Annotated in this window: 24 protein-coding genes and 1 pseudogene; 14 read left to right on the top strand and 11 right to left on the bottom strand. The window is 69.4% G+C overall.

The window, feature by feature from the left end:
* Positions 1–68 precede the first annotated feature (68 nt).
* Together ACFYX3_RS37005 and ACFYX3_RS37000 are read left to right on the top strand one after the other, a co-directional pair.
* Positions 69–428: a hypothetical protein gene (locus ACFYX3_RS37005; protein ID WP_389023473.1), complete on the top strand. Its 360-nt coding sequence runs from the start codon at positions 69–71 to the stop codon at positions 426–428.
* A 356-nt stretch (positions 429–784) separates the two neighbouring features.
* Positions 785–1,090, top strand: coding sequence for a hypothetical protein (locus ACFYX3_RS37000; protein ID WP_389023470.1), 306 nt, complete (start codon positions 785–787; stop codon positions 1,088–1,090).
* On the opposite strand, the pseudogene ACFYX3_RS36995 reads toward ACFYX3_RS37000, so the two are convergent.
* Positions 1,044–1,246, bottom strand: a pseudogene (locus tag ACFYX3_RS36995) (hypothetical protein); the annotation flags it as partial. The gene ACFYX3_RS37000 and the pseudogene ACFYX3_RS36995 overlap by 47 nt on opposite strands.
* Before the next feature lie 314 nt (positions 1,247–1,560).
* Complete coding sequence (locus ACFYX3_RS36990; protein WP_389023508.1) at positions 1,561–2,397, bottom strand: LysR family transcriptional regulator; 837 nt, start codon at positions 2,395–2,397, stop codon at positions 1,561–1,563.
* Positions 2,398–2,493: 96 nt separating this feature from the next.
* Here ACFYX3_RS36990 and ACFYX3_RS36985 point away from each other — a divergent pair, with 96 nt between their 5' ends.
* Complete coding sequence (locus ACFYX3_RS36985) at positions 2,494–2,988, top strand: cupin domain-containing protein (RefSeq protein ID WP_389023467.1); 495 nt, start codon at positions 2,494–2,496, stop codon at positions 2,986–2,988.
* Positions 2,989–3,373: 385 nt separating this feature from the next.
* Positions 3,374–3,721, top strand: a complete 348-nt coding sequence (locus ACFYX3_RS36980) for a VOC family protein (RefSeq protein WP_389023464.1) — start codon at positions 3,374–3,376, stop codon at positions 3,719–3,721.
* Positions 3,722–3,872: 151 nt separating this feature from the next.
* Here the strand turns inward: ACFYX3_RS36980 and ACFYX3_RS36975 are convergent, their stop codons facing one another.
* Entirely contained in the window at positions 3,873–4,799 is a 927-nt protein-coding gene (locus ACFYX3_RS36975; protein ID WP_389023461.1) for a LysR family transcriptional regulator ArgP, read from the bottom strand.
* A 69-nt stretch (positions 4,800–4,868) separates the two neighbouring features.
* On the opposite strand from ACFYX3_RS36975, the gene ACFYX3_RS36970 reads away from it, so the two are divergent.
* Positions 4,869–5,492 (top strand): LysE/ArgO family amino acid transporter, encoded by a 624-nt coding sequence (locus ACFYX3_RS36970; RefSeq protein ID WP_389023458.1) that lies wholly within the window; start codon positions 4,869–4,871, stop codon positions 5,490–5,492.
* Between the two features lie 234 nt (positions 5,493–5,726).
* Here the strand turns inward: ACFYX3_RS36970 and ACFYX3_RS36965 are convergent, their stop codons facing one another.
* The 3 genes from ACFYX3_RS36965 to ACFYX3_RS36955 all read right to left on the bottom strand — a co-directional run bounded on the left by ACFYX3_RS36965 (position 5,727) and on the right by ACFYX3_RS36955 (position 8,400).
* A complete protein-coding gene (locus ACFYX3_RS36965) occupies positions 5,727–6,224 on the bottom strand; it encodes a hypothetical protein (protein WP_389023455.1) in 498 nt (165 codons plus the stop codon).
* Positions 6,225–6,506: 282 nt separating this feature from the next.
* Positions 6,507–7,043 carry an HAD domain-containing protein gene (locus tag ACFYX3_RS36960; protein ID WP_389023452.1) on the bottom strand — a complete coding sequence of 179 codons (537 nt, stop codon included), beginning with the start codon at positions 7,041–7,043 and terminating at the stop codon, positions 6,507–6,509.
* A 505-nt stretch (positions 7,044–7,548) separates the two neighbouring features.
* Positions 7,549–8,400, bottom strand: coding sequence for an SDR family NAD(P)-dependent oxidoreductase (locus ACFYX3_RS36955; protein ID WP_389023449.1), 852 nt, complete (start codon positions 8,398–8,400; stop codon positions 7,549–7,551).
* Positions 8,401–8,503: 103 nt separating this feature from the next.
* On the opposite strand from ACFYX3_RS36955, the gene ACFYX3_RS36950 reads away from it, so the two are divergent.
* The gene (locus ACFYX3_RS36950) at positions 8,504–9,115 is read left to right on the top strand and encodes a CGNR zinc finger domain-containing protein (RefSeq protein ID WP_389023446.1); all 612 of its coding nucleotides are present in this window, start codon (positions 8,504–8,506) and stop codon (positions 9,113–9,115) included.
* 207 nt (positions 9,116–9,322) lie between these two features.
* Here ACFYX3_RS36950 and ACFYX3_RS36945 read toward each other — a convergent pair whose 3' ends face one another.
* A complete protein-coding gene (locus ACFYX3_RS36945; protein WP_389023443.1) occupies positions 9,323–9,862 on the bottom strand; it encodes a 2'-5' RNA ligase family protein in 540 nt (179 codons plus the stop codon).
* Positions 9,863–10,618: 756 nt separating this feature from the next.
* The gene (locus ACFYX3_RS36940; protein WP_389023440.1) at positions 10,619–11,557 is read right to left on the bottom strand and encodes a MurR/RpiR family transcriptional regulator; all 939 of its coding nucleotides are present in this window, start codon (positions 11,555–11,557) and stop codon (positions 10,619–10,621) included.
* Positions 11,558–12,089: 532 nt separating this feature from the next.
* Between ACFYX3_RS36940 and ACFYX3_RS36935 the strand changes: the two genes are divergently transcribed.
* From ACFYX3_RS36935 to ACFYX3_RS36925, 3 genes are all read left to right on the top strand, one after another.
* Positions 12,090–12,953: an RNA repair domain-containing protein gene (locus ACFYX3_RS36935; RefSeq protein WP_389023437.1), complete on the top strand. Its 864-nt coding sequence runs from the start codon at positions 12,090–12,092 to the stop codon at positions 12,951–12,953.
* A gap of 162 nt (positions 12,954–13,115) precedes the next feature.
* The gene (locus tag ACFYX3_RS36930; protein ID WP_389023434.1) at positions 13,116–13,571 is read left to right on the top strand and encodes a hypothetical protein; all 456 of its coding nucleotides are present in this window, start codon (positions 13,116–13,118) and stop codon (positions 13,569–13,571) included.
* Between the two features lie 100 nt (positions 13,572–13,671).
* Positions 13,672–13,866: a hypothetical protein gene (locus tag ACFYX3_RS36925; RefSeq protein ID WP_389023431.1), complete on the top strand. Its 195-nt coding sequence runs from the start codon at positions 13,672–13,674 to the stop codon at positions 13,864–13,866.
* 371 nt (positions 13,867–14,237) lie between these two features.
* Here ACFYX3_RS36925 and ACFYX3_RS36920 read toward each other — a convergent pair whose 3' ends face one another.
* Positions 14,238–14,534, bottom strand: a complete 297-nt coding sequence (locus ACFYX3_RS36920) for a winged helix-turn-helix transcriptional regulator (protein WP_389023428.1) — start codon at positions 14,532–14,534, stop codon at positions 14,238–14,240.
* Between the two features lie 147 nt (positions 14,535–14,681).
* Between ACFYX3_RS36920 and ACFYX3_RS36915 the strand changes: the two genes are divergently transcribed.
* A complete protein-coding gene (locus tag ACFYX3_RS36915; RefSeq protein ID WP_389023425.1) occupies positions 14,682–15,101 on the top strand; it encodes a YybH family protein in 420 nt (139 codons plus the stop codon).
* A gap of 237 nt (positions 15,102–15,338) precedes the next feature.
* Here ACFYX3_RS36915 and ACFYX3_RS36910 read toward each other — a convergent pair whose 3' ends face one another.
* Complete coding sequence (locus ACFYX3_RS36910; protein ID WP_389023422.1) at positions 15,339–16,163, bottom strand: DUF2785 domain-containing protein; 825 nt, start codon at positions 16,161–16,163, stop codon at positions 15,339–15,341.
* Between the two features lie 748 nt (positions 16,164–16,911).
* Between ACFYX3_RS36910 and ACFYX3_RS36905 the strand changes: the two genes are divergently transcribed.
* On the top strand, positions 16,912–18,279 hold the full coding sequence (locus ACFYX3_RS36905; RefSeq protein ID WP_389023420.1) for a signaling protein: 1,368 nt from the start codon (positions 16,912–16,914) through the stop codon (positions 18,277–18,279).
* A 547-nt stretch (positions 18,280–18,826) separates the two neighbouring features.
* On the opposite strand, the gene ACFYX3_RS36900 is transcribed toward ACFYX3_RS36905, so the two are convergent.
* On the bottom strand, positions 18,827–19,297 hold the full coding sequence (locus ACFYX3_RS36900) for a hypothetical protein (protein ID WP_389023417.1): 471 nt from the start codon (positions 19,295–19,297) through the stop codon (positions 18,827–18,829).
* Between the two features lie 266 nt (positions 19,298–19,563).
* Here ACFYX3_RS36900 and ACFYX3_RS36895 point away from each other — a divergent pair, with 266 nt between their 5' ends.
* From ACFYX3_RS36895 to ACFYX3_RS36885, 3 genes are all read left to right on the top strand, one after another.
* Positions 19,564–20,196 (top strand): SMI1/KNR4 family protein, encoded by a 633-nt coding sequence (locus ACFYX3_RS36895; RefSeq protein ID WP_389023414.1) that lies wholly within the window; start codon positions 19,564–19,566, stop codon positions 20,194–20,196.
* Positions 20,197–20,263: 67 nt separating this feature from the next.
* On the top strand, positions 20,264–21,172 hold the full coding sequence (locus ACFYX3_RS36890) for an ADP-ribosylglycohydrolase family protein (RefSeq protein WP_389023411.1): 909 nt from the start codon (positions 20,264–20,266) through the stop codon (positions 21,170–21,172).
* Positions 21,173–21,259: 87 nt separating this feature from the next.
* The gene (locus ACFYX3_RS36885) at positions 21,260–22,153 is read left to right on the top strand and encodes a 2-dehydropantoate 2-reductase (RefSeq protein ID WP_389023409.1); all 894 of its coding nucleotides are present in this window, start codon (positions 21,260–21,262) and stop codon (positions 22,151–22,153) included.
* Positions 22,154–22,258 lie beyond the last annotated feature (105 nt).

Raw genomic sequence — 22,258 nt, 5'->3', positions numbered from 1 at the left:
ACAGCGCCCAGGCCCGACTCCGACGGCTTGCTCTTTCCATACGGCACGTACGCCTTCAGCGGCGACCGATGTTCACCGTGGACCTCACGCGGCAGTTCGACGTCACCGACGACGACGGCGAGCACGACCACTACGTGCAGGTTCACTGCGAGCTCCGCTACGAGCCCGAACCAGACCTGGATGCCTTGGGAAGCTTCGAATCCTGGTTCTTCCACGACGCCGCTGCGGACCTCGATGAGTGGTTCACAGCCATGGAGGGGCGTCTCGCGCTGCTCCTTGGGCGCAGGCCGTCCGGGAACGATCTGTACGTGGAGCCGGTACAGCTACTTCTGCCGTGCAAGATCGCAGGCTTCGGCATGCGAGCAGGGCGCGCTTGCGCAGGACGTCGAAGCCGGTGCGGCCGATCATCTGGTCCCTTGGCATCTTGATCCGGTTGATGGGGTACTCGACGACGCGAGAGTTTCCAGGACAGCGTTCGGCCGGTGTCGCGCTGGGTGTGGATGTCAGGTGCCGCCGGATTCACCGTCGCGACCGTCGGCCCAGACGGGGCGCGCCGCCTCGACCAGGCTTGCTGTCCTGGCGCTTCGTACTGCGTCCATCGCAGCCTCGCAACGTCCATCAGGCATGCCCGGATCCACCGTTGGTACGGGCGCAGGCCACCGGAACTCCCGGTCGTCCGTGGCCCGATCGCCCGTCTTTGCAGCACCGGGATTGCAGCCGGGACGGACGATACCCGAGTCGAAACACACCGGGGCTTCCGGGCAGCCATCGCTACCGTGCAGGCATGAAGAACAGACAGAAGCACTGGCGGGACAGGCTCGGAACGCCCAGGAGCTTCGTCCTGTACCGCACGCCTGACCTGTGGCGCTATGCCGTGCACTTCTCAGGCGGCATCGTCGACGGCTACCTCGCCCAGCCCTGCGCCGACAGCGAGATCCGCGAGGCTCAGACAGCTGCGCTTACCAAGGCCGAGGAGCTGGCCGGCCAACCCCTGAAGATCGCCTGGGAACCGAGCGACAAACCGGATCGGTGGACGGGAACCGTCACAACAGGCCCCTCCGAGCTAACGTCTGATTCTGCCGCCGGCTGATGGGAATCTCGTAGACGATCTCGCACAGGGCGGCAAGGACGGCGACATCCGCCCTCTCCACCGGCCGCTGTGGTACGTCCGCCGGATGTACGTGACGAGCCCGGCCTTCTGAATCCCAACGAGCAACGCTTCCCCCGCGGTCGCCTGCCGCGCCTCGGAAGGCGAGCTCGGGCGCGGTCGAGGGGCATGTCAACCGGATCAAGATGCTCCAGCGCCAGATGTTCGGGCGGGCAGGCTTCCGGCTTCTGCGCAAGCGCGTCCTACTGGCGTGCCGGCTCGACTCCGCAGAAGTCGAGCCAGAGCCTGAGATGTGACAACGCTTGTCTGGTGTGTCGGCATCAGCCGGTGGTCGACGGAGGTTGCCATGCCTGTGATCTGTACGCGGCCGTCGGCAAGGAGGATCTCCAGGGGTTGCCGGGTCCACGGCGTTCAAGTCGCTCGCGAGCCGCGGCAGCACCGATTGCCGGTCCTCAGTGGCGGTACGCGGCGGTCGCGATCTCGATGAAGGATCGGATCAATGGATTGGTGTCACCCTCGTTCCATACCGCCACCACTCGGCTCGGCGGCATGTCGAGCAGCGGCACCGCGGCCAGCTCCGCCGGCAGGTCGTGTCCGAGCGGGGCCAGGCCGACCGTTCCGTTCCACAGCACGGCCTGCAGGCACTCCTGGACAGCACGCACCACTGGACCCTCGCGCGGCCTGCCACCGTTCCAGTACGACTGCCAGATGGGGTCGGTGCCCTGCGGAAACTGGAACCAGCGTCGGTCGCTCAGCTCGGCCAACCGCAGCCCGTCGCGGCGGGCCAGCGGATCGTCGGCGTTCAGGACCACGCCGACCGGATCGCTCCGCAGCACACGTACCGTCAGGGCAGTCTCGTCGAACGGCGCCCGAGTCAGCGCGACGTCGACCAGACCGGCGCGCAGCCCGCAGGTCGGGTCGGTCAGATCGGTGTCGCGGATGCGGATGTCGATGCCGGGGTGACTTCGGCGGTAGGCAGCGGCCAGTCTGGCCACCCCCCGGTCGGTGCCGTCGCCCAGGATGCCGACCGTGAGGGTCGCGACGCCGGCAGCTGCGCTCAGGCGTACCCGGACACGGTCGGCGTGGTCGAGGAGGGCCCGCGCCTCGTCGAGCAGCACCGAACCCGCCGGAGTGAGCGTGACCCCCTGAGGCGAACGGGCGAACAGCAGCGCCCCGACATCGGACTCCAACCGCTTGATCGCCCGGCTCAGCGGCGGCTGGCTCATGTGCAGTCGGGCGGCGGCCCGGCCGAAGTGAAGTTCCTCGGCGACCGCCACGAAGTAACGCAAGCTCCGTAGCTCCACGCTGCAACGATACCCACGGGGTATCGCCTCCGCGGGATCGGTCTTGGACACCGGCAGGTCCCCGGCGGTGCACTTGTGAGCATGACCGAAGAAGCGAAGACCAGCGAGCCGCAGACCGACCCCGCTGTATCGGTGGTGGGTCCCGGCGACGGCGAGGCGATCGTTCTGGGCACCACGCACATGCGCGTCCTGGAGGACGGCAGCCACACCGGACACCGCCTCGCGATCGCCGAGTCCGTCCTCGCCCCGCACACCCAGGGACCACCGCAGCACCGCCACGCCCGACACGACGAGGGCTTCTACATCATCTCCGGCACCGTGCGGTTCACCGTCGGGGACGAGGACCACGACGCCGCCACGGGCACGCTCGTGATGGTTCCGCCCGGTACCCCGCACACCTTCGCCAATGTGACCGACCAACCCGCCGTCATGCTCAGCACGTTCACCCCCGACCTGTACGTGCAGTACTTCCGAGAACTCCAGGACGTGCTCGCCGACGGCAGGCCGATGACGCCACGGGCCAACATCGACGCGATGAGCCACTACGCGACCGAGCCCGCCACCGACCACGGCTGACACCGAGGGCACACGAGGGCCGGCCGCCCTCCTCTCGACCAGCAGGACAGTGGCGCTGCCGCCCTTTCGGCGTCCGGGCCCCTCGGACGCCGAACCGGGTTTCACCACGGCACCTGTGGCAAACGCCCGGGGTTCCGCGCTGGATCACGCTGAATCCCCACCCATAAGGTCCGGGGCCGTCCACTACCCGGATCCAGGCCGTCGCCCACACGCACATCCTCGCCCTCGCTGCATGGCCAGGACCACCACGCACCCGGCCCCGATCTGCCCGGAGACAACCTTCTGCGACATGCTTTGGGGCGTGTACCGAAAGCCGTACGGCGGCGGTCGTGGCGTAGTACTGCTGGTGAGGCAGAGACACCTTCGTTCTTGTTTGGAGTCGTCGATGGCAGTTCGCCGTGTCGTGCCCAACATCCGGTCGGGGGCCGCGCAGGAGAGCCGGGAGTTCTATGGCCTGTTGGGCTTCGAGGAGGTCATGAACCACGGTTGGATCACGACGCTCGCGTCCCCGTCCAGCCCGGCAGCGCAGATCAGTGTCATGACCAGCGACAAGACCGCGCCTGTCGCCCCCGACATGAGTGTCGAGGTGGACGACGTGGATGCGGCTTATGCGGTCATGCGGGCGAGCGGCGCGGAGATCATTCACCCCTTGCAGGACGAGGAGTGGGGTGTACGGCGGTTCTTCGTCCGCGACCCCAACGGACGGGTGGTCAACGTGCTGGGTCACCGCTGACGCCTCTCCTCCCCATCCCTGATTGCGTCGGGGCGGGAGCCCTCATCCTGCCGAAGCCCGTGCACCGTTGCCATCGGAGTGGGAGCGCAGCACCAGGGCCGCCTGCTGGTGCGCGTCATCGCGCCGAGCGCGAGCCACGCACCGTGGGGTGTCATGACTGCTCGGGCGAGGCGCTTCCCCGATCGGTCAGCAGCGCCTCGGCGGCGGCCGTCGCCACCACCTCGGCGAGTGTCGACAGAGCGGGCGAGTCCAGTTTCCACTGCTGCCAGTACAGCGGGACGTCCATGGGCCGCGCCGGCGCCAGTTCCACCAGCCGGCCGGAGCGCAGGAGCGGCTCCGCCTGCGGTTCGGGCACCATGCCCCAGCCGAGGCCGAAGGCCACCGCGTCCCGGAACCCGTCGGACGTGGGCACCAGGTGGCGGATCGGCCCCGCGCCGGAACGTCCCCGGGTGAGGGACCGGACGAAGGCGTCCTGGAGGCCGTCGCGCCGGTCGAAGACCACCGTCGGGGCCTCGCACAGGTCCTCCGGCAGGGCCCCCCGGAGATGGACAGCGGCGAACTCGGGTGCGGCCACGGCCCGGTAGCGGACCAGGCCGAGCCGCCGTACCGTGCAGCCGGCCACCGGGTCGGGCGAGGAGGTCACGGCCGCCATCACCTGGCCCTCGCGCAGCAGGGCGGTGGTGTGGGCCTCGTCCTCGCGGTAGAGCTCGAAGCAGATCGGCGGGTCCTGCGGGACCCGGGTGAGCGCGGGCAGGAACCAGGTGGCCAGGGAGTCGGCATTGACCGCGACCGGGATGCGGACCGGGCCCTGCTCGGCCACCATGCCCAATTCGGCGCGGGCGTCCAGTTCCAGCCGCGCCAGCTGGCGGGCGAACCGCACCACCACCTCGCCGGACTCGGTGGGGCGCACCGGTTTGGTCCGCATCAGCAGGACGCGGCCGGTGCGCTGCTCCAGAGCCTTGACGCGCTGGCTGACGGCCGAGGGTGTCACGTGCAGGGCGGCGGCCGCGGCGTCGAAGGTGCCCTCGTCGACCACCGCGAGCAGCGTCCGGACCTGGTCCAGGGGAAGCTCGTCCATAAGTAGAGCTAAGGGTACTTAAGAATCTTTAGCTGTACGCGTCGAAGCGCGGTCCTTACGGTCGAAGCCATGACCAGCAGCCTCATCGCCGCCGTACTCGCCGGATTCGGAACCGGACTGTCCCTCATCGTGGCCATCGGCGCCCAGAACGCGTTCGTCCTGCGCCAAGGCGCCCGCCGTCACGCCGTCCTCGCGGTCGTCGCGATCTGCGCCGTGTCGGACGCGGTACTGATCGCACTCGGCGTGGCGGGGGTGGGTGCGGTGGTCACGGCGTGGCCGGCGGCGCTGACCGCGGTGGGCCTGGCGGGCGGGGCGTTCCTGCTCGGTTACGGCGTCCTCGCCGCCCGGCGCGTACTGCGCCCCGACCCGGCCGCCGCCCTGACCACGGGCGGACCGGGGGCCGGCTCGGCCCGCCGGGCGGTCCTGACGTGCCTGGCGATGACGTGGCTGAACCCGCACGTGTATCTGGACACCGTGCTGCTGCTGGGCTCGCTCGCCTCCGACCGCGGCGACCTGCGCTGGGCGTTCGGCGTGGGCGCGGCCCTGGCCAGCCTGAGCTGGTTCTTCACACTCGGTTTCGGCGCCCGGCTGCTGAGCGGCGTCCTCTCCCGGCCGAAGGCCTGGCGCGTACTGGACGGGCTCGTCGCGGCGACCATGCTCACCATGGGCGGAACGCTGATCGCCGGCGCCTGACGCCCCCGGGCGCGACGCAAGGCCGCCACTCCCTCCGGCGCCGGCTCGGCTTGCCCTACCGAACCGTTCAGCGGCTGACGGGCGCCACGAAGCCGGAAGGCCTGTTCCAGGGGCAGCGGCAGAGCCAGGACCAAGCTTGACGGCTCCAGGCCGTGCCTGCACGAGCGATGGCCGAGGGCTGCACGAACGCCTGGTTCCTCCGGGAAGAGCCTGCCGGCATTCGGGCTGAGCCCCTCACAAGCCCTGCTGGAGTCGCTCCGCAGCCTGAGCCGGGGTGTCGTAGTAGCCGGGTCGCGCCAGCAGGACCGAGCTGAAGTAGTAGCCCTGCTCTTCCTCTGGCTCGTCGTCGGCTGCGAACGGGCGCCAGAAGCTCAGGAGCAGGTCAGGGGCGACGAAACACGCAGGGTCGTCGGGATCTGCCTCGATCGAGGTGTACTCGCCCAGGCGTTGCACCAGCTCGCGGGCGGGGAGCGCGAACACGTCCAGGCCGCGGAAGACGACTCTGTCCGTCTGAGTCGACGGCCTCCCGAGTTCAACGGCTTCGAGCACGTCTCGCATGCAGTGGATACTGATCATCAGTCCACTGGGGCGGAAGACGTGCTGACCCGGCCGGTCGGACTCCGAGAGTGCGGAGAGATCGCGGAGCGAGTCCAGCGCCGTGTTGGCCGATTGCCGAGTCATACCGATCTGCAACGGGCCGACGCCGGTCGGTGGGGCGAGATCGAAGTCCATGCGGACATGATTCCAAACAGGTCTGTCAGCGAGTTACGAAGGGCCGTCCCATCCCGCGACGTTGCAGAGTGTGAGACCTCCACGGAAGTCGGACCAGAACCAGAACTCGTAAGCGTCCCGAAGCCGGTGGATCCACGGCAGCTGCCCAAACCGGCAGACAGACACCGCTCCTGGAAGCGAACGAGAGCAACACCACCCCCTCGGTGCGGGGAGCAGACCGGTCCCGACTCCTACCGATTCGCCGGCACACGAGCCCGAGCCGAAGCTGCCGGGGCCGGCTGATCACCACGGGTTCTCGCCGAACGGCTGTCGCAGCCACGCGGCGAGAGCCGCATAGCCGCCATCGGTGAGACCACGGCGGGCATCAACCCGGTGGACCAGGGCGCCTCCCCCATGATGGGCGGCAACCCAGGCCCGATCCACGTCCGTGACCTCGTCATCGACCCATACGAACGGCCGTCCTGCCGCCCAGTCCACCAGTGCACGGGTCTTCCAGTGCAGCCCATCGCGTTCGTCCTGGTCATCGACGTCTGACGGCTCCGGCCACACAACCACGGCGAGCCGCTGAAGACCGAGCAACGGAGCGATGCACTCGTTCGCTTCATCCATCCACGTCGTGGCCCAGACCACCTCACAGGGAAGCACGGCCAGCTTGGCCCCATGCTGAGGATCGATCCTGGCCAGGAGCGGGTTCGCATCGGCCCCACGCAGATCAGGACCGAGTTCATAGGTCGGATACTGCTGCGGCTCCGCCCCGAACGGGATAAGCGGTCCGTCGACGTCGAGGAACAACAGCGGAAGCAGCGCAGACCCAGTCACACCACCACAGGGTAGCTGGGCGCCCACCACCGGCCGCTCATCGAGAGCACTGTCGAGCGGCCTTGCTGCCTGCCGGCCCTATCGAGCGAGAAGACGACGGCGCCCGGCCGGTCGCTTCGGCCGGCCGAAGATGTCCGTTCGGCCGTCGGCCGGTCCGCCGGCAAAGGTCACCAGGACAGTGATCGGGTTCGCGTCCGTCGAAGCTGTCGTCCCCACGCGTTCCACGTCGCTCGGGGCTGCGGCACCGTCATTCACGCATCCCGCCAGGGCGGGTCAGACCGCCGGACACCAGGGACGATCTTGCGATCTCGGCGCAGTCCGACCAGAGCACGCCTCGCCGAGTGGGGAGCTGAGGCCATGCGGCGACGCGCGGAGCAGTGGTGGTGCAGGGGTCTGGGTCGAAGCGATCTGCCGTCTCTCCGGCCCAGACCCCCTGGTCATGGCCGGGCGGTGAGGAGGGCCGGGCCGTCTCCGCCATGATCATGTTCCCCGTGGGATTCGTGGCTTACCGTCTGTCGACGGCGTCGGTCACATGCCGCCAGCTGTCCAGGTCCTCGATCCGTGCCTCCAAAGCGGGGCGCATGGCCGTCGCGCTGGAGGCGCCGAGGGCCAGGCGCAGCGGAGGGTTGGGGCTGTCGACCGCGGTCCGGATGCCCGCGGCGATCCGTGCCGCGGCGGAGAACGCGGACGCCGGCAGCTCTGCGATGCCCTTGTGGACCTCGCGGACGGTCTGGTCGTAGTCACCCAGGACGGCTGCGACGTCGAGGTTGGCGAGGAAGGGGGTCGCGGTCATCCCGGGCTGGATGATCGTGACCTTGATGCCGAGCGGTGCGACCTCGGCCGCGAGCGCGTCCGACAGCCCCTCGACCGCGTACTTGGTGGCGGCCAGCAGACCCACGCCGGGATGGGCGGACTGCCCGTAGACCGACGAGCCTTGGAGGATGTGCCCGGACCGCTGGGCGCGGAGCACCGGCAGCGTGGCGCGGAGCACGTTGAGCACTCCGAAGACGTTGGTGTCGAAGACGGCCCGGACCTGCGTGTCCGATGCTTCCTCGACGGCTCCGAACAGTCCGTATCCCGCGTTGTTGGCCACGACGTCGATGCGGCCGAAGCGTGCGAGCGTGCCTTCCACCGCGTCCCGGACGACTCGCTCGTCACGTACGTCCGCCGGGATGAGAAGCAGGCGCTCACCGTGTGCTCGCGACAGTTCGTCCAGGGAGGAGGTGTCGCGGGCGAGGGCCGAGACGCTGTCGCCGTTCTCCAACGCCTGGAGCGTCAGTTCGCGGCCGATGCCGGACGTCGCGCCCGTGATCAGCCATGTGCGGAGGTGGGTCTGATGGTTGAATGTTCCGGTCATGTTGCGACCGTAAGTCGTTAGATCACAACTAGTCAACGAGATCGGCCGGGTAGGTTGCCTACTATCTGGATTAGGGCCGTTCGCGCTGATGTACTGTGGGAATGTGATCACTTCGGCAGCCGGCTCCCCCGAACCCAGTCCTCGCACCGTCACGCCGACGGTGGAGACCGTTCTCGCGTTCGTGAACACGCGCACGGATGGATCGGGTCGCCGAGAGCTGTTCGGGGACGGGGACTCGTTCGCGGCATGGCTGGCGGAGCGCGACGAGTTCGGTGGCGACCCCGTGGTGACCGACGCTGACGCCGCGGTCGCGCGCGAGCTGCGTGATGCCCTGGTGACGGTGCTGCTCGCGCACACGGGTGACGAGGAAAGTCTGGGTGAGCCGCTGCTGCGCGCAGAACGGCACCTGCGACGTGTGGGTTCGCTCTACCCGCTGGCGACGGTGATCACGGCCGACGGTGCAGAGCTGGCCTCGCCACAGGCGGGGGTGCCACGCGCGTTCGGAACCGTCCTGGCCGCGGTGACGACGCTTGCGCAGAGCAGCGACTGGGGACGCATCAAGGCATGCCGCAACCCCCCATGCCATTTCGGCTTCCTCGACCGCACCCGCAACGGGAAGGGCCTGTACTGCAGCACTGGCTGCGGCTCACAGGTATCCATGCGCAAACACCGCCGGCGGCAGCGCCAAGGAGGCGGCGCGCCGTCCGAGAGCTGAGACCGAGCTTCCGGCAGACCGTCGACCAGCCGCCACGGGCCCGGGTAGGCGCGTCTCTTGATGCGGATACCGCGGGTGGTCAGCACGCGGGCCGTGAGCCCTCGAAGCCGAGCAGCACCTCGCCGCTCGGGCGAGAGCGGCGATTGCCGTGGCGCGGCTGACGGACACGGCCGAGCAGGGCGGCCAAGAACATGCTCGCGACCTGCTTCATCCTCCGAGTGCGAACGATGCTCGTTCCTGCCACTTCGTTCCGTCGTGAACGATGAGTTCAACCGACGAGACGTGAGCCGTGAAGGGGAGCCTGGCGGCGAGATCGGCCTCGATCTCCTCCAGCACGGCGTCTTCCCGACCTTGAGCGATGGTCAGATGCGGCACGACCTCAGCGAATCGGCCGCCATACGGTGGAGCCTCAGGCCAACGATCAGCGATCGCCTCCGTGAGGTGCCGCAACTGCGTGTCGGGCTCCGGGACGAGATGGAGCACGCCCGGGAAGCGTCCGTGTCTCTCGAACCGCAGGTCGAAGGCCGGGTGCCTGCCCAGCACGTCCGCCAGCGTGGAGTGGACAAGTGCATCTATTCTTCCCTCGTCGAGGAACGGGAAGAGTACGGTGACATGGGCGGGGACCCCGGCCCGGGCGGAGGGGTCAAACAGTTCACGCCACCCGCGGACCGATGGCCCCGCCTCCGGAATCCGGACAATCAGCCCCGTCTGACCAGCCTGGAACCCACTGGCTCTGTCGTCTGTCATGTCACCGCATGCTGCCAGCCCTGACGTGAACAACCCAGCCCTTTCCCCGATGAACGATCACACCGATCCACGAAGCGAGACGACGACCAGGACAGCCAAGCCAAGACGGTGACGCTGCCGGTCCAAGTGGGCCGGGCCACGGGAACATCCCGCACATACGTCACGCGCCTCTCGGCGATGTTCCCCAGCAGGGAGAAAAGCCTGAGAAGCTCTCAGAGCCCGGAAACACTCCCCATGGTCAGCAGCCGCCCCCCTCCCCGCGCGGGACCATTCCCGGGGAGTCGAGGAACGCGGCGCAGAACCAGTCGATGACGCCGTCAGAGAAGGTCAGGGCAGTGGACCTGGAGGGCTCTGATCATTCCGTGATCGGAGATGGGCGGGTCACGCCGCATGGCGGTCATGCCCCAGACACGCCGCCCGGTCGTCGTGGGCAGGCGCCATTACAAGAGTCCGACTGCAGCGCAGCGCCCGCCCCTGGATCCGGGCCGGTCGTCGGGGTGTGGCTCTGCATGGCGGCTCCGACCCAGGGGTTGATCGGAGCCGCCACAGAGCACCCGCGATGACGCGGCGCGGACCGTCGAAACATCGGGGTCGTCTGAGGAGGAGGGGGCGGCCTCCGATGTTCCGGTCGAGCCCGTGGGGCCTCTGCAGTAAATATATATACCGCCAAGTAGGCAAGGGTATGAAAATTTTCATGCCAAACGATCATGCGAAGACGGAAGCCGACCGGGTCGTCTCGGTCGGTTACAGCCGGTCTCAGTCGTCCAGGAAGAAATCGTGCTGTTCCGCCGCGTGCTCGTACTTCTCCAGCCGAGTCTGCGTACGCTCCGGGTCCGCGTCCGCCATGGCCTGGAGGATGGCCGCGGACAGTACCCCCGGCGCCGCGTACGAGTCGAAGACGAGCCGCGAGCCCGTGCCCGCGGTGAACACCTCGTCGATCTCGTCGACCAGCGGCCCGAGCGCGAGATCCGTGATCAGCGCGACGCGCAGCCCGACACCGCGGGCGGCACGCACGACGGCGAGGGTCTCCTTGGCGTGCCGCGGCATCGCGAAGGCCAGCACCCACGTGCCACCCGCCTCGCGCGCCTGGAGCAGCCCGTCGAAGGCGACGCTGCCACCCCGCGTGACCACCCGGACATCAGGGTGGATGCGCCGCGCGGCGTACGCGAAATACTCGGCGAGGGAGACCGAGATCCGCAGCCCGACGACCGTCAGGGGGACGGACCGGGCCAGCTCACGGCCGATGTCGACGATCCGGTCGGGGTCGGCGAGGGCGCGCCGCAGCGACGTCAGGTTCTCGATCTCGGCGTCGATGGCCGACTGGAGCTCGTTACGATGCCGCTCCTCCCCCTCGTCCGGTGCCCCGGCGACCGCGCTGAGCGCGATGGGCTGGAGCGCCTCCCGGAGCGCGGGGTAGCCGCTGAATCCCAGCGACGAGGCGAACCGGGTCACGGACGGCTGACTGACCCCCACGCGCTCCGCGAGCTCGGTGATGGACAGGAACGCGGCCTCGGTGAGGTGATCGGTCAGGAACTGGGCGATACGCCGCTGCGCGGGAGACAGCCGGTGCCCGCCGAACAGCGCCCGCACCCGCTCTGCGGGAGAAGTCGTCCCGCCCTCGGCCCCGGCCTCGGACGAACGCCTGCCCGGCGTGATCGCGGCTGCCTGTGCACGCGCCTGCTGCCCGGATGCCACGGAGTGTCTCCTTCTCATCTCGCTGCCGCCCAAGATAGTTCACCCGCGCCCGGCCCTCACGAGCCCGGAACACCGGCCCGCCGGCACCATGCCCTGACACCACCATGCACGCCGAGACCCGTCCGACCGCACACCACCGCGAGGGGCGAGAGGCCTCCCCCATGGGAACAGCGACCATCCCCGCGCGTACGCGGAGCAGGCGGCCGCGGTGAGGGGCCCAGGTTGTCGTCGCGCCCACCCCCGCGGGTGTGGGGAGCCGGTCGACAGGCGCCGGAGGACAGCTGATCACCTCCACCCGTATCGGGCGCCGACGCTCGTCCTGGGCCTGCGCGCCCCGGTGTGTCTCACCAAAACCGGGCAGTAACCGGCCGGTCCGTTACTCTCCGGTGTCCGAGTTCGGGTTCCGGGGCGGAAACCGCCGCGGTCTTTCGCTCTCCGGCCGCGGCCGCGGCGAGGCGGGCGCGGGCCGGGCGCTGAAATTGCAGGGCCGACCAGGCGCGCGTCACGCTGATAGTCGAGGACAGGTACTGACGTGCACACCAGCGACGAGATCTACCACCGGGTGCTCTGGGACCCACGCTTCGACCCCGAGCGGTTCGTGATGGGGATCGCCGAGCGCGGGGCCCCGCCGAAGCGGGTCCTGCTCGGCGACTTCGTACCGGGCGGGGAGATTCCCTGGCACCGGGTGATGTTCTTCGAAGCGGACGGCCGGGTCGTCTGGGACCGCACCCACGGCATCGACCGCCTCGACGAAACCCTCCTCGGGCAGGTCGGTCCCGTGACCGCCCCGGCGCCCGGCGACATCCTCGCCGTCCCGTCGACGAACCGCACCGCCGTCGCCTGGCTGCCGCCCGCGGAGTTGTGGCCTCCGATCCAGCACATCCGCCGCGAACACGATCGGCAGATCCGCCGCTGGCCGCCGCACGTCAACGTGCTCTTCGGTTTCGTCCCCGAGGCCGAGTTCGCCCGGGCCCTGCCGCTGGTCGCCGCGGCACTCGCCGAGACGCCACCGTTCACCGCCCGACTGGCGGGCGTCCACTGGTTCAAGCACCGCGAGGACGCCACCGTCTGGCTCGACCCGGCCGCCGCCGACCACGAGCCCTGGGCGCGGCTGCGGGAATCCCTCGAGCTCCGCTTCCCGCTCTGCGGATCGCACTCGCACGGCTTCACCCCGCATCTGTCCCTCGGCCGTGCCACGGACCCGCACCCCCTCGCCCGCAAGGCGGAAGCGCTCCTCGGCCCCATGACGGCCCGGGTCGACGAGCTGGTCCTGCTCTCCCGGCGCGGCGACGAGCCGATGCAGGTCCAAGCCCGCGTCCTGCTCGGCAGCGGCGACATACAGCACCCTCAGAAGGCGACCTTTCCGGGCGACCCTCCGCCGTCGCCACCCGTCTAGCTCCGTTCTTCGCGGTTAGCTGAGTCGGGTGGAACTGCTCCACGACGACCGTCTGGGCCGGCCCTGGATGCCATCGCCCCGCACCTGACGGAACTCACCGACAGCATCGGGGGCCGGGCGATCGGCGAGTTCGGCATCGATGTGTCCGCGTTCCACTGGGGCATGACGCCCATGTCGCTGTATGGCGCCTACCCGGCCGATGACCAGGATGAGGAGTATCCCCGCATCAAGCACGGGCATCCCAAGGACCGCCGCTACGACCTCAAGCAGATCCAGGCCGGCCTGGCGGTGACCGGCGACGGTGGTATCCCGCTGCTGTCCCGCGTCATCGACGGCGGAGCCGCGGAGATCTCCCGGATCACCGGCACCATGAACCGTCTGCGCGCGATGGCCGGACCGAAGGAGTTCTTGCTGATCGCTGACTCCAAGCTGATCTCCTACGGCAACGTCACCGCCCTGATCAAGGCCGGGACCGGTTTCATCGCGCCGGCCCCCGCTTCCAAAGTCGACGACGCGGTCTACGCCGCCCTTCCAAGGCCCGCGAGGGCCTCGACAAGCTCCAGCGTTCGGCCGGAGGCCGCTACTACAACACCGCAGAGAAGGTTGCCGCACGCATAGGCGTGATCACCCGCACCGCAGGGTTGTCGGCTGCCTGCACACCGAGATCACCACGGACGAAAACGGACGACCCGCCCTGTCCTGGCACTTCGATCAGGACGTGCTCCAGGCCGGGGCCGCCGTCGACGGCTGGTACGCGCTGCTGACCACCCTCACCCCCGAACAGGCCGATCCCAGCGAAGTGCTACGCCGCCACAAAGGCCAGGCCAAGGTCGAGCGCCGGTACGGCGACTTCAACGGCCCGCTGGCCGTCACCCCCATCTTCGTGCAGGACAACAAGCGCGCGCCGCACTGATCACGGTGATCTGCCTGGCCCTGCTGCTGTTCTGTCTGATCGAACGCCAGGTCCGCCGGGCCCTCGGGGGGCGACCAGAAGATGCAGGGGCTGTATCCGGGCAACCAGAGAGTGCGGCCCACCGGCCGCATGATCCTTTACCACCTGTCCGACCTCCTCGGCCTGGAACCCACACACCCCTGCCGGCCACAGAACGTGCCATCTCATGAGGTTGGTGCCGCACGCGTGATCACGATGTGACCGATCCCGGCAGGGCGTGACAGGAGTGTTGCTCGAAGTCGCTGAGGAATCCTGCGACAACACCGCAAACCCTGGTGTCACGGCTGGCCTTGCGGGCCGGTCATCGAAGAGGACTTGTCCCACGGCTCATCTCAAGCCCCGCCGTCTCTTGGGGCCTCTGCTCCCCAGTCCCACAGGGCCTGGAGGACCGGGCCGAGGCGGTGTCCACGCGGGGTGAGCGCGTAGCGCACCCGCGGCGGCCAGCCCGGGCGGCGGTCGCGCTCGACGACTCCGGCCTCGCCGAGTTGTGCCAGCCGGTCGGACAGCGCCTTGTCCGACAACGTGGGCAGGGCCACGCGCAGCTCGCTGTAAGAACGGTCGCCGCGCAGCAGCTCGCGAACCACCAGCGTCGTCCAGCGGCCGTGCAGGGCCGCCAGCGTGATCTCCACTGGGCAGGCGGGAGTGGGCGCCGCAACGTTCGCGTGTGGGTCATTGGGCAGCCCTGCCGGGTGACCAACCGTTCGGTGAGCCACGAGATCTCCTCCTAACGTGTAAGGGCACTCGATTCTCCCGGCACGGAAGGACGTCTGTCGATCATGCGAGAACTGGCCGATCGGCCCGAAGAGGTGCCCGCAGTGTTCGCCGAGCGGTTCAACAGCGGCGACTCCACCGCGTTGGCACAGGTCTACGAGGACGGGGCGGTGCTGGTCTCGCAGCCGGGAACGCCGGTGACCGGACCGGACCTGCACGCCGCCAACGGCCGCCTGCAGAAGCTCGGGGTCCCCATCGCGGTCCGTCCGCGGCACGTCTACCGCAACGGAGACCTGGCACTGCTGATAGTGGACTGGGCTGTCGATGGGACCGGCCATGACGGCCGGGCGGTGCACGTCGAGGGCACCGCTACCGACGTCGCCCGGCGGGGCTCGGACGGCCGCTGGCGGTACGTCATCGACAACCCCTTCGGCCCCCGTTCACAGTGGCTCGCCACCGAGGACACAGTGGAACCAACGTCCTGAAAGAGCAGACCTGAACGAGCTATCCGCGAAGTACGAATCCAGCCAGACACACCACGGGCTCCGGCGAGCCCGACCGGCTGCCATGCCGTGACCAGCGACGCGGTCGAGAAGATACACGCCGACCAGCGAAGGCACACCTACATGGCACTTGGCGTTCGAGGCAGGAGTCCGGGGCCGACTCCGGAGCCACCCCGGCCCGTCCGGGGGCGTGCCTCACCATGCGGTGGCACCCCCGCGTCATGCCCCCCGGAAGGTGAGGGCCAGCACGTGCGTCAGGCGTCGCTTCAGTGCCTCCGCGTGCGGCGGACGCACGGGGGCACCGTCGATCCGGACTCCGGTGTCGGCGAGGAGGTACAGCATCCGCAGCGTGCGCATGGCGTTGGAGGTGTGTGCGGCCACGGTGGGGACGCCGCGCCGGCCGGCGGCGAAGTCCGTCTCGATCGCGTCCAGCCAGCCGACGGCCTCGGCCTCGGAGAGTTCCGGCCGGGTGAGCGTGCGGGCAATTCCCTGGGCGAGCCGGTCGTCCTCCTGCTGGGCGAAGAGCTCGTCGGTCGGAACCACGAGCCGCTCCGCCGCCAGCGCGAGCATCTCCTTCGGGTCGACCTCCGGATGGAGCCCGAAGGCACCCAGCAGATCGGCGCCGTGCGCGACGGCGTGGAGCCAGCCGAGCCCGGGCTCGTACGCGCGCAGGTCCTTCTCGGCCGGGAACCAGCGCCGGAAGGCGGCGAGCCATGCCGGGTCGAAGTCGCCGCGGCCGACGATCATGTCGAGCACGAGCGGGGCGAAGGTGCGCGCCTGGATCTCGGGGTCGTCGAACCGGTCGGCCATCACGGCGCCCAGCCGGGCGCGCAGCGGCTTGTCGACGACGTCCCTCTGGATCCACGTGCGCAGCACCACGTAGGGAGCACCGTCGCGAATGTCCGGATCGGGGTGGCGCAGGGCCTCGGCCAGTTCGGCGGCGAGGGCCGGCAGTTCGGCCGCCGTCGGGGCGGGGCAGTCGTTCTCGTAGAGGTACAGCCAGCGGGCCGCGTCGATCGGCGGCCTGTCGTCGGTCTTGATCACTTGCTCACCATCGGGGAAGGTCCCGGGCAGGGCAACCGGTTATCGGACGGATGCGGGGGGGGGCAGGCAGGTGGTCCGGGCCTGCCCGCATGGCCAAGCCGCTGCGAGGGCCGACCTGGTCGAGTCCGTTTCGCTCCTCGCCCTCCCATGACCGACTGGTTCGTCCGGGGCCCGGACCGCGACGATGATGCACGGCACTCCCTACTGGGGACGGGGGCCACGGCAAGGCGTCTTCGCGTGTATCCGATGGTGGGTTCGTCAGCGGGGACGGCCTGAATTGTGGACATCCCCTGCTCCGGCCACGGGGAGCGGATCCCTCCTCCACTCCGGGTGTGCGTGGGCCGTCCCCGCTGAGTGCGGGGAGCAGGTGGAGGCCGGTGTACGCCTTGACGCTGCCCTGAGAGACACCTGCCGTGACGGCGGCCGGGCCGCTTCCCCGTACCCCGGCCGGCGAACCGCCCACTCCACGAGCACCCCGGGCGACCTGTGGCGCTCCGTGCCGTGCCTCTTCTCGCTGTGCAAGGATGTCGGCTCCGCACAAGAGATGATCTTGCAAGGGGGCCTGCACGCTCATGAATCACCGTTCCATCCGAATACCGTGCCGCAGCTCGTCGAAGGCGACCGTGGCCGGCGTCGCCGGGACCGTCCGCCTCGGGTCCGCCGAGCGGGCCGTGTCCGTCGCGCTGCCGCAGCCGGGCAACGAAGGCCTCACGTCATGTCGCTGACTCGCCGCACCATCCTCACCGCCATGGCTGCGGCACCTGTCCTCGCCTCCGCCGGGGTCCCGCGGGCTACCGGCCACGAGGTTCCTCTCTCGGCGGCCCTCGCCGCCGACAGCCAGCCGACGAGCGGCATCAGCTGGAACGCACAGCACAGGTTCGACCTGCGGGCCGAGCCCGTCGATCTGTTCGGCGGGGAGATCCGGCTCAAGCAGGGCAGGGTGCACCAACAGGTGGCCTTCGATCCGGTGACCGGCCTTGCCTACGCGACCCAACTCATCAGTGACGGTCGCCGCCTGGCCGACGAACCTGCCCCTGTACCCGACACCGACCGCGCCCGCCGGGGCGATCTGTGTGTCAACGAGGTCACTCCCGAAGGCGTCGTCCGCGCCGTCATGTACCTCAGGGGCGTCGGCCACGGCGGCGGACTCGGCGTCGAGCATGTCGACGGCCGTCCCTGGCTCTGGTTGGAGACGGACGCGGATCCCGTCGAGAGCGGGGACTTCGCCTACGGCAAGCGTGTCGGCCGTATCGCATTCACCGCCGACGCCATCGTCGATGCGGGAAGCAGCCAGATCGAGGTCTTCGACCCCGTCCCGGGATCCTCTCATGTCACCCCTTCCCTGGACGTCGATCACGGCCGAATAGGGGTACGACACGGACCGCTCGGCGCCGAGGAATACCGCGTCTACGAACTTGACGCCTTCAAGCGGCGCGCCTTCACCCCGCTGTACAGCTTCCCGTCCTGTTACCGCACCCAGGCCTGGTGCCTGTACGGGGATCTCGTCTACCAGAACGAGGGCAGCGCCTACGGCACCACGAACCCACGCCCGGGCAACTCCTGGTGGAACGTCTACGACATCACCACCGGCGAGATGATCGAGCGGACCTTCAACGCCACCGCCCTTGACCTTTCCCACCGCGAGACCGAAGCCATCACCGTCCGCCCGACGCTCAACGGGCCGCAGCTCGTCTTCGGCTTCGCCACACAAGAACCAGGACCTCGCCAGATGGCCCTCTACGGCATCACCAGCACCACCGACGGCACCAGCGACCACGTCCCGTGGACCGCGCTGGACTACAACACCAACGTCTACACCCCCAACTCCGACAACTACATCCCCCAGTACCGCCAGCTCGGCAATCGCATAGACATCCACCTTCGGCTGGCCCGCACCGACGGCACCCCGTGGACCAATGGCGAGACGGTCCTCGTCCTCCCGCCGCACATCCGCCCGAACCGAACGCAGGGCCTGGTCGGTCAGACCACCGGATCCGGGGTTTCCGGTTCCCTCACCGTCCGCTGGGAGGTCCTCACCGACGGATCGCTGCGCGTCTTCGACCAGCGCACGTTCAACGGCTGGATCGGGCTCGATGCCGGGTACTTCACCAGCTGAACCCGTGCAGGTGCCGCGCGTGCACCACACGTGAGCGGTCACCCGGCGGCAACTCACCCGCTCCGGTTGCAAGGCCGAACCTTGATCGTGTCGCCTGTCGGCGCTTCTCCGGCCTGAACAGCTCCTCCACACGCCGCCATCCGCCAAGTCGCAGTCGGTGTGCCCGGACGAGAACAACGGTGACGGGTCCTCCTGATCGCCCTCGGGTCGACTCGTACCCGAGTCATCGGGAGGACCTGCCGCTCATGCGCGGACCGTCAGTACTGCATCGCCGCGGCTCACGGCCGATCAGCGCCGACCGGTCTACCGAACGGGGCGCTCGACTTCGGCCGCAACGGCACCATGCCGCTTGCCCGGTTGACTCCCGGTCGATACAACGCGTACGCCCGATCACCTCGCGGGCCGTCTCGGCCATCCACGCACGCCATGCTCGTGTGGCTCGACTGATCGTCTCTGTTTGTCGGCGAGCACGAGGACGGGGTCCCTGGTGATTCCGCACCGTGGTTCCCCGTGAGATGTGATCGAGCACGCGAGGGTCACGTACAGGTCAGCACCGCGACACCAGCTCGAACGTCACAGGTGCCGCTGATCCAAGGTCGATCGTGTCTCCGTCGTCCTCGGAAAGAGCCTCGTCGGGGTAGTCGGCGGGCACGACGACCAGCATCGTGTGAGGGCGGGGAAGCCAGCCGACATCCTGCGGAGGGTCATGGCGGCCGATGTCGATGATGCGCACCAGCGTCTCGGGTATGCCTACAAGGCAGCTGTCACCGACGCGCAGGTTCCACGGCTCGGGATCGGTCTTGAACAGGCTCATGGTCCAGTCTGAAGAGTCGGGGGCCATCGCGAAGGCCCTCTGCCCGTTCCACTTGAACTGAGACTGCGGATCGATCTCGGCCCATGGCCACTCGACCGAGGCATGGAAGCGGGACACCTCGACCACTCGGCCTTCGGCCGGCGGGCAGCTGACTCGCAGAACGTCGCCGACCTGGAGGTCGTGATGCGATGTGTCTTCGGCCATGGCTGCCCCTGTTGTTGCTCGCTCCGAGAGCTGCACCGTACCGACCGCCTCGGCTGCAGCGCACCCTGGATCCCATCCCCACACCTTGATCCTGCTGCTGTCCTGCTGCGTCGCGCTTCGAGCAGTCCGCCAGGTTGCCCGTCCCAGTGAGTGAACGGGTGCTGCACGTGGCGCGCCTCCTGCCAGGGGTGCCGCTGGCGAAGGCGGCCCTTCACCGCAGACGGGGCCCGCCCCGTCTCGTCACAGGCGTGGGGCAGGATGGCTTCATGGCACAGCAGATCTTGCCCCTCTCGGAATCCTGGCGCCGGATCGACGCCTGGCTTGCGACCCACGCGGCGTCCGATTTCGCCCTGCTCAATCCACCTGCGTCACGGGACGACATACAGCAGGCGGAGCGGATTCTCGGCACCCCGCTGCCAGGTGACCTTGTTGAGTCTCTGCAGTGCCATGACGGGGTGAGCGCCTGGGCGACCTTCCTCCCGGAGCAGTCACCGCTCACGGTGAGCGGCATCGTTGATCATTGGCAGACCTGCATGGACATCGCGGCGGAGAACGACGGTCTGACGCGTCGTCCCTGGGACGACGAGCCCTGGTGGCATCCTCTCTGGGTCCCCTGGGCCGAGAGCGCCGACGGCGGTGCACAGGTGATCGACCGGCGTCCCGGCCTGGACACGGGCCGTATCGGCTGGGCAGGCCACAGCGGTGGCGGCGACTTCACCGACTCCTGGCCTGATCTCGCGAGCCTTCTCCACACAGTCGCCCATGCGCTTCACGAAGGCGGTGGCGTGCGCGGGCTGCATCCCCACCTCACCGCCCAAGGCCGGCTCTGGTGGGACGAAAACGGCTGCGAGGAGCTCAACGGCCAACCGCTGAGGGCGGCACCCATCGGGCTGCGCTGACCAAGCACGTCCACGCAGTGCCGAAATCGGAGTGCCTCGGACGCCGTTGCCTTGTGATACTGCTCCGATGATCAACCTGCCTACCGCCGTGCTGGACTCGCTGTCCGGGCTCGCCTTCGGTGATGCCTTCGGTGACCGCTGGTTCGGCATCCTGCGCCGCGAAGGCACCGCAGCCCTGGAGGCACGGGCCCTGCCCCCGGGGCCGCTGTGGCGATGGAGCGACGACACGGCCCAGGCGCTCGTCCTTGTCCGGGAACTCACCCGGGGCAGCGGTGATGTCGACCAGGACCGCCTCGCCCTGCGCCTCGCCGAGGCCTATGCCGACGATACCCACCGCGGCTACGGAGCCTCCATGCACGACGTACTGCGCCGGATCGGCGCGGGCGAGCCCTGGCGGGAAGTGGTCGCCGGGCAGTTCGGCGGCCAGGGCTCCTGGGGCAACGGCGCGGCCATGCGCGTCGCCCCGCTCGGCGCCTGGCACGCCGCCGACCTCGACGCCGTCACCGAACAGGCCGCCCGCCAGAGCGCGGTGTCGCACCACCACCCGGAAGCGGTCGCCGCGGCGGTGGCAGTAGCCCTTGGCGCGGCACTGGCAGCGCGCAGCCGCGGCGGGCCCGCGCCGGCACGTCCGGACTTCCTCCACGCCGTCGCCGCGCGCCTTCCCGACAGCGACGTCCGATCGGGACTGCGGATCGCGGCCCGGATGCCGGCGCACACTTCGGTCCGTCACGCCGCGGAGGTCCTGGGATCCGGCTACCGGATGTCCGGACCCGACACCGCCCCGTACGCCCTGTGGTGCGCGGCAGGCCACCTCGACGACCTCCACGAGGGCCTGTGGACCACCGTCGCCGGGCGCGGCGACATCGACACCACCTGCGCCATCGTCGGTGGAGTGATCGCCGCTCGCACGGGCACCACCGCTCTCCCGCCCGCCTGGCACACCACCCGCGAACCGCTGCCCCCCTTCGCATCGTAACGACGGGAGCACCGCCAGTCCCTGTGAGGTTCTCCCCCGCGCGACAGCGCTCCCCCAGTCGATCTCGGCGTGGGTAGGCTCGGGGGCATGACACGGGTTGCGGTAGTGGGCGTGGGAGCGGTGGGCGGTGTCGTGGCCGCAGGTCTGATGTCGACGGGGCGGGCGGACGTGACCGCTTGCGTGCGTTCGCCGCTGGGTGGGTTGCGTATCGTGCGGCCCGACGGATCGGCCCTGGAGACGTCGGTTCCTGAGGTCGCTGATTCCTCCGCGGTGTCGCCGGTGGAGTGGGTGGTGCTGGCGACCAAGGCCCATCAGACGGCCGGGGCGGGGCCATGGCTCAGGCGGCTGTGCGGTGCGGGGACCCGGGTCGTGGTGCTGCAGAACGGCGTGGAGCATGTCGAGCGCGTCGCGCCGCTGGTCGGCGCCGCCCGCGTCCTTCCGGCCGTGGTGGAGATCTCGGCCGAGTCTCAGCGCCGCGGCCACGTCCGGCTGTTCGGCCGGCCGCGGCTCACCGTCCCGAGCGGCGACGACGGGACCGACTTCGCAGCCCTGTGCCAGGGCAGCGGCATAGAGGTCACGTCGACCGGCGACTTCGTCACTGCGGCCTGGGCGAAACTGTGCCTGAACGCGGCGAACGGTGCCGTTACCGCGCTGACGATGCAGCGGATGCCGGTCTTCGCCGGCCCACGCATCGCCCAGCTGGGACGCGCGCTGGTGGAGGAGGCGCGGCAGGTCGCCTCGGCGTCGGGTGCGCGCCTTCCCGAGGATCTGGCCGATCAGGTCGTCGCCCGGTTGCGAGCGATGCCGCCCGAGTCCGGTAGCAGCATGCTGTGGGACCGCCTGGCGGGTCGTGAGATGGAGTACGACGCCCGCAACGGCGCGGTGGTGCGCGCGGGTGCCCGGCTCGGCATCCCCACCCCGTACAACGAGACTGTCACCGCGCTGCTGGAAGCTGTGAGTCCGCCGGGGAACGGTTCGTAGTGTCACCCTGTAGTGGGGCGCCCTCTGCCAGGGTGGGGATGCCCGCCCACCGAGCAGTGTCGAAACGCACGGTGGGCCCGGCCGGTTCTCACCGGCCGGGCCCAC

This window comes from Streptomyces sp. NPDC002463, from assembly GCF_042889835.1.
GTDB lineage: Bacteria > Actinomycetota > Actinomycetes > Streptomycetales > Streptomycetaceae > Streptomyces > Streptomyces nymphaeiformis.
Note: the sequence above shows the minus strand (reverse complement) of the source record. Positions and strands in the feature narration are given on the sequence as shown.

Bases quoted from the DNA above. Each gene is read 5' to 3' on its own strand.
- ACFYX3_RS37005 (WP_389023473.1), top strand. From the start codon at position 69: ATGTTCACCGTGGACCTCACGCGGCAGTTCGACGTCACCGACGACGAC.
- ACFYX3_RS37000 (WP_389023470.1), top strand. From the start codon at position 785: ATGAAGAACAGACAGAAGCACTGGCGGGACAGGCTCGGAACGCCCAGG.
- ACFYX3_RS36985 (WP_389023467.1), top strand. From the start codon at position 2,494: ATGACCGAAGAAGCGAAGACCAGCGAGCCGCAGACCGACCCCGCTGTA.
- ACFYX3_RS36980 (WP_389023464.1), top strand. From the start codon at position 3,374: ATGGCAGTTCGCCGTGTCGTGCCCAACATCCGGTCGGGGGCCGCGCAG.
- ACFYX3_RS36975 (WP_389023461.1), bottom strand. From the start codon at position 4,799: ATGGACGAGCTTCCCCTGGACCAGGTCCGGACGCTGCTCGCGGTGGTC.
- ACFYX3_RS36970 (WP_389023458.1), top strand. From the start codon at position 4,869: ATGACCAGCAGCCTCATCGCCGCCGTACTCGCCGGATTCGGAACCGGA.
- ACFYX3_RS36965 (WP_389023455.1), bottom strand. From the start codon at position 6,224: ATGGACTTCGATCTCGCCCCACCGACCGGCGTCGGCCCGTTGCAGATC.
- ACFYX3_RS36955 (WP_389023449.1), bottom strand. From the start codon at position 8,400: ATGACCGGAACATTCAACCATCAGACCCACCTCCGCACATGGCTGATC.
- ACFYX3_RS36945 (WP_389023443.1), bottom strand. From the start codon at position 9,862: ATGACAGACGACAGAGCCAGTGGGTTCCAGGCTGGTCAGACGGGGCTG.
- ACFYX3_RS36930 (WP_389023434.1), top strand. From the start codon at position 13,116: ATGACGCCCATGTCGCTGTATGGCGCCTACCCGGCCGATGACCAGGAT.
- ACFYX3_RS36915 (WP_389023425.1), top strand. From the start codon at position 14,682: ATGCGAGAACTGGCCGATCGGCCCGAAGAGGTGCCCGCAGTGTTCGCC.
- ACFYX3_RS36905 (WP_389023420.1), top strand. From the start codon at position 16,912: ATGGCTGCGGCACCTGTCCTCGCCTCCGCCGGGGTCCCGCGGGCTACC.
- ACFYX3_RS36900 (WP_389023417.1), bottom strand. From the start codon at position 19,297: ATGGCCGAAGACACATCGCATCACGACCTCCAGGTCGGCGACGTTCTG.
- ACFYX3_RS36895 (WP_389023414.1), top strand. From the start codon at position 19,564: ATGGCACAGCAGATCTTGCCCCTCTCGGAATCCTGGCGCCGGATCGAC.
- ACFYX3_RS36890 (WP_389023411.1), top strand. From the start codon at position 20,264: ATGATCAACCTGCCTACCGCCGTGCTGGACTCGCTGTCCGGGCTCGCC.
- ACFYX3_RS36885 (WP_389023409.1), top strand. From the start codon at position 21,260: ATGACACGGGTTGCGGTAGTGGGCGTGGGAGCGGTGGGCGGTGTCGTG.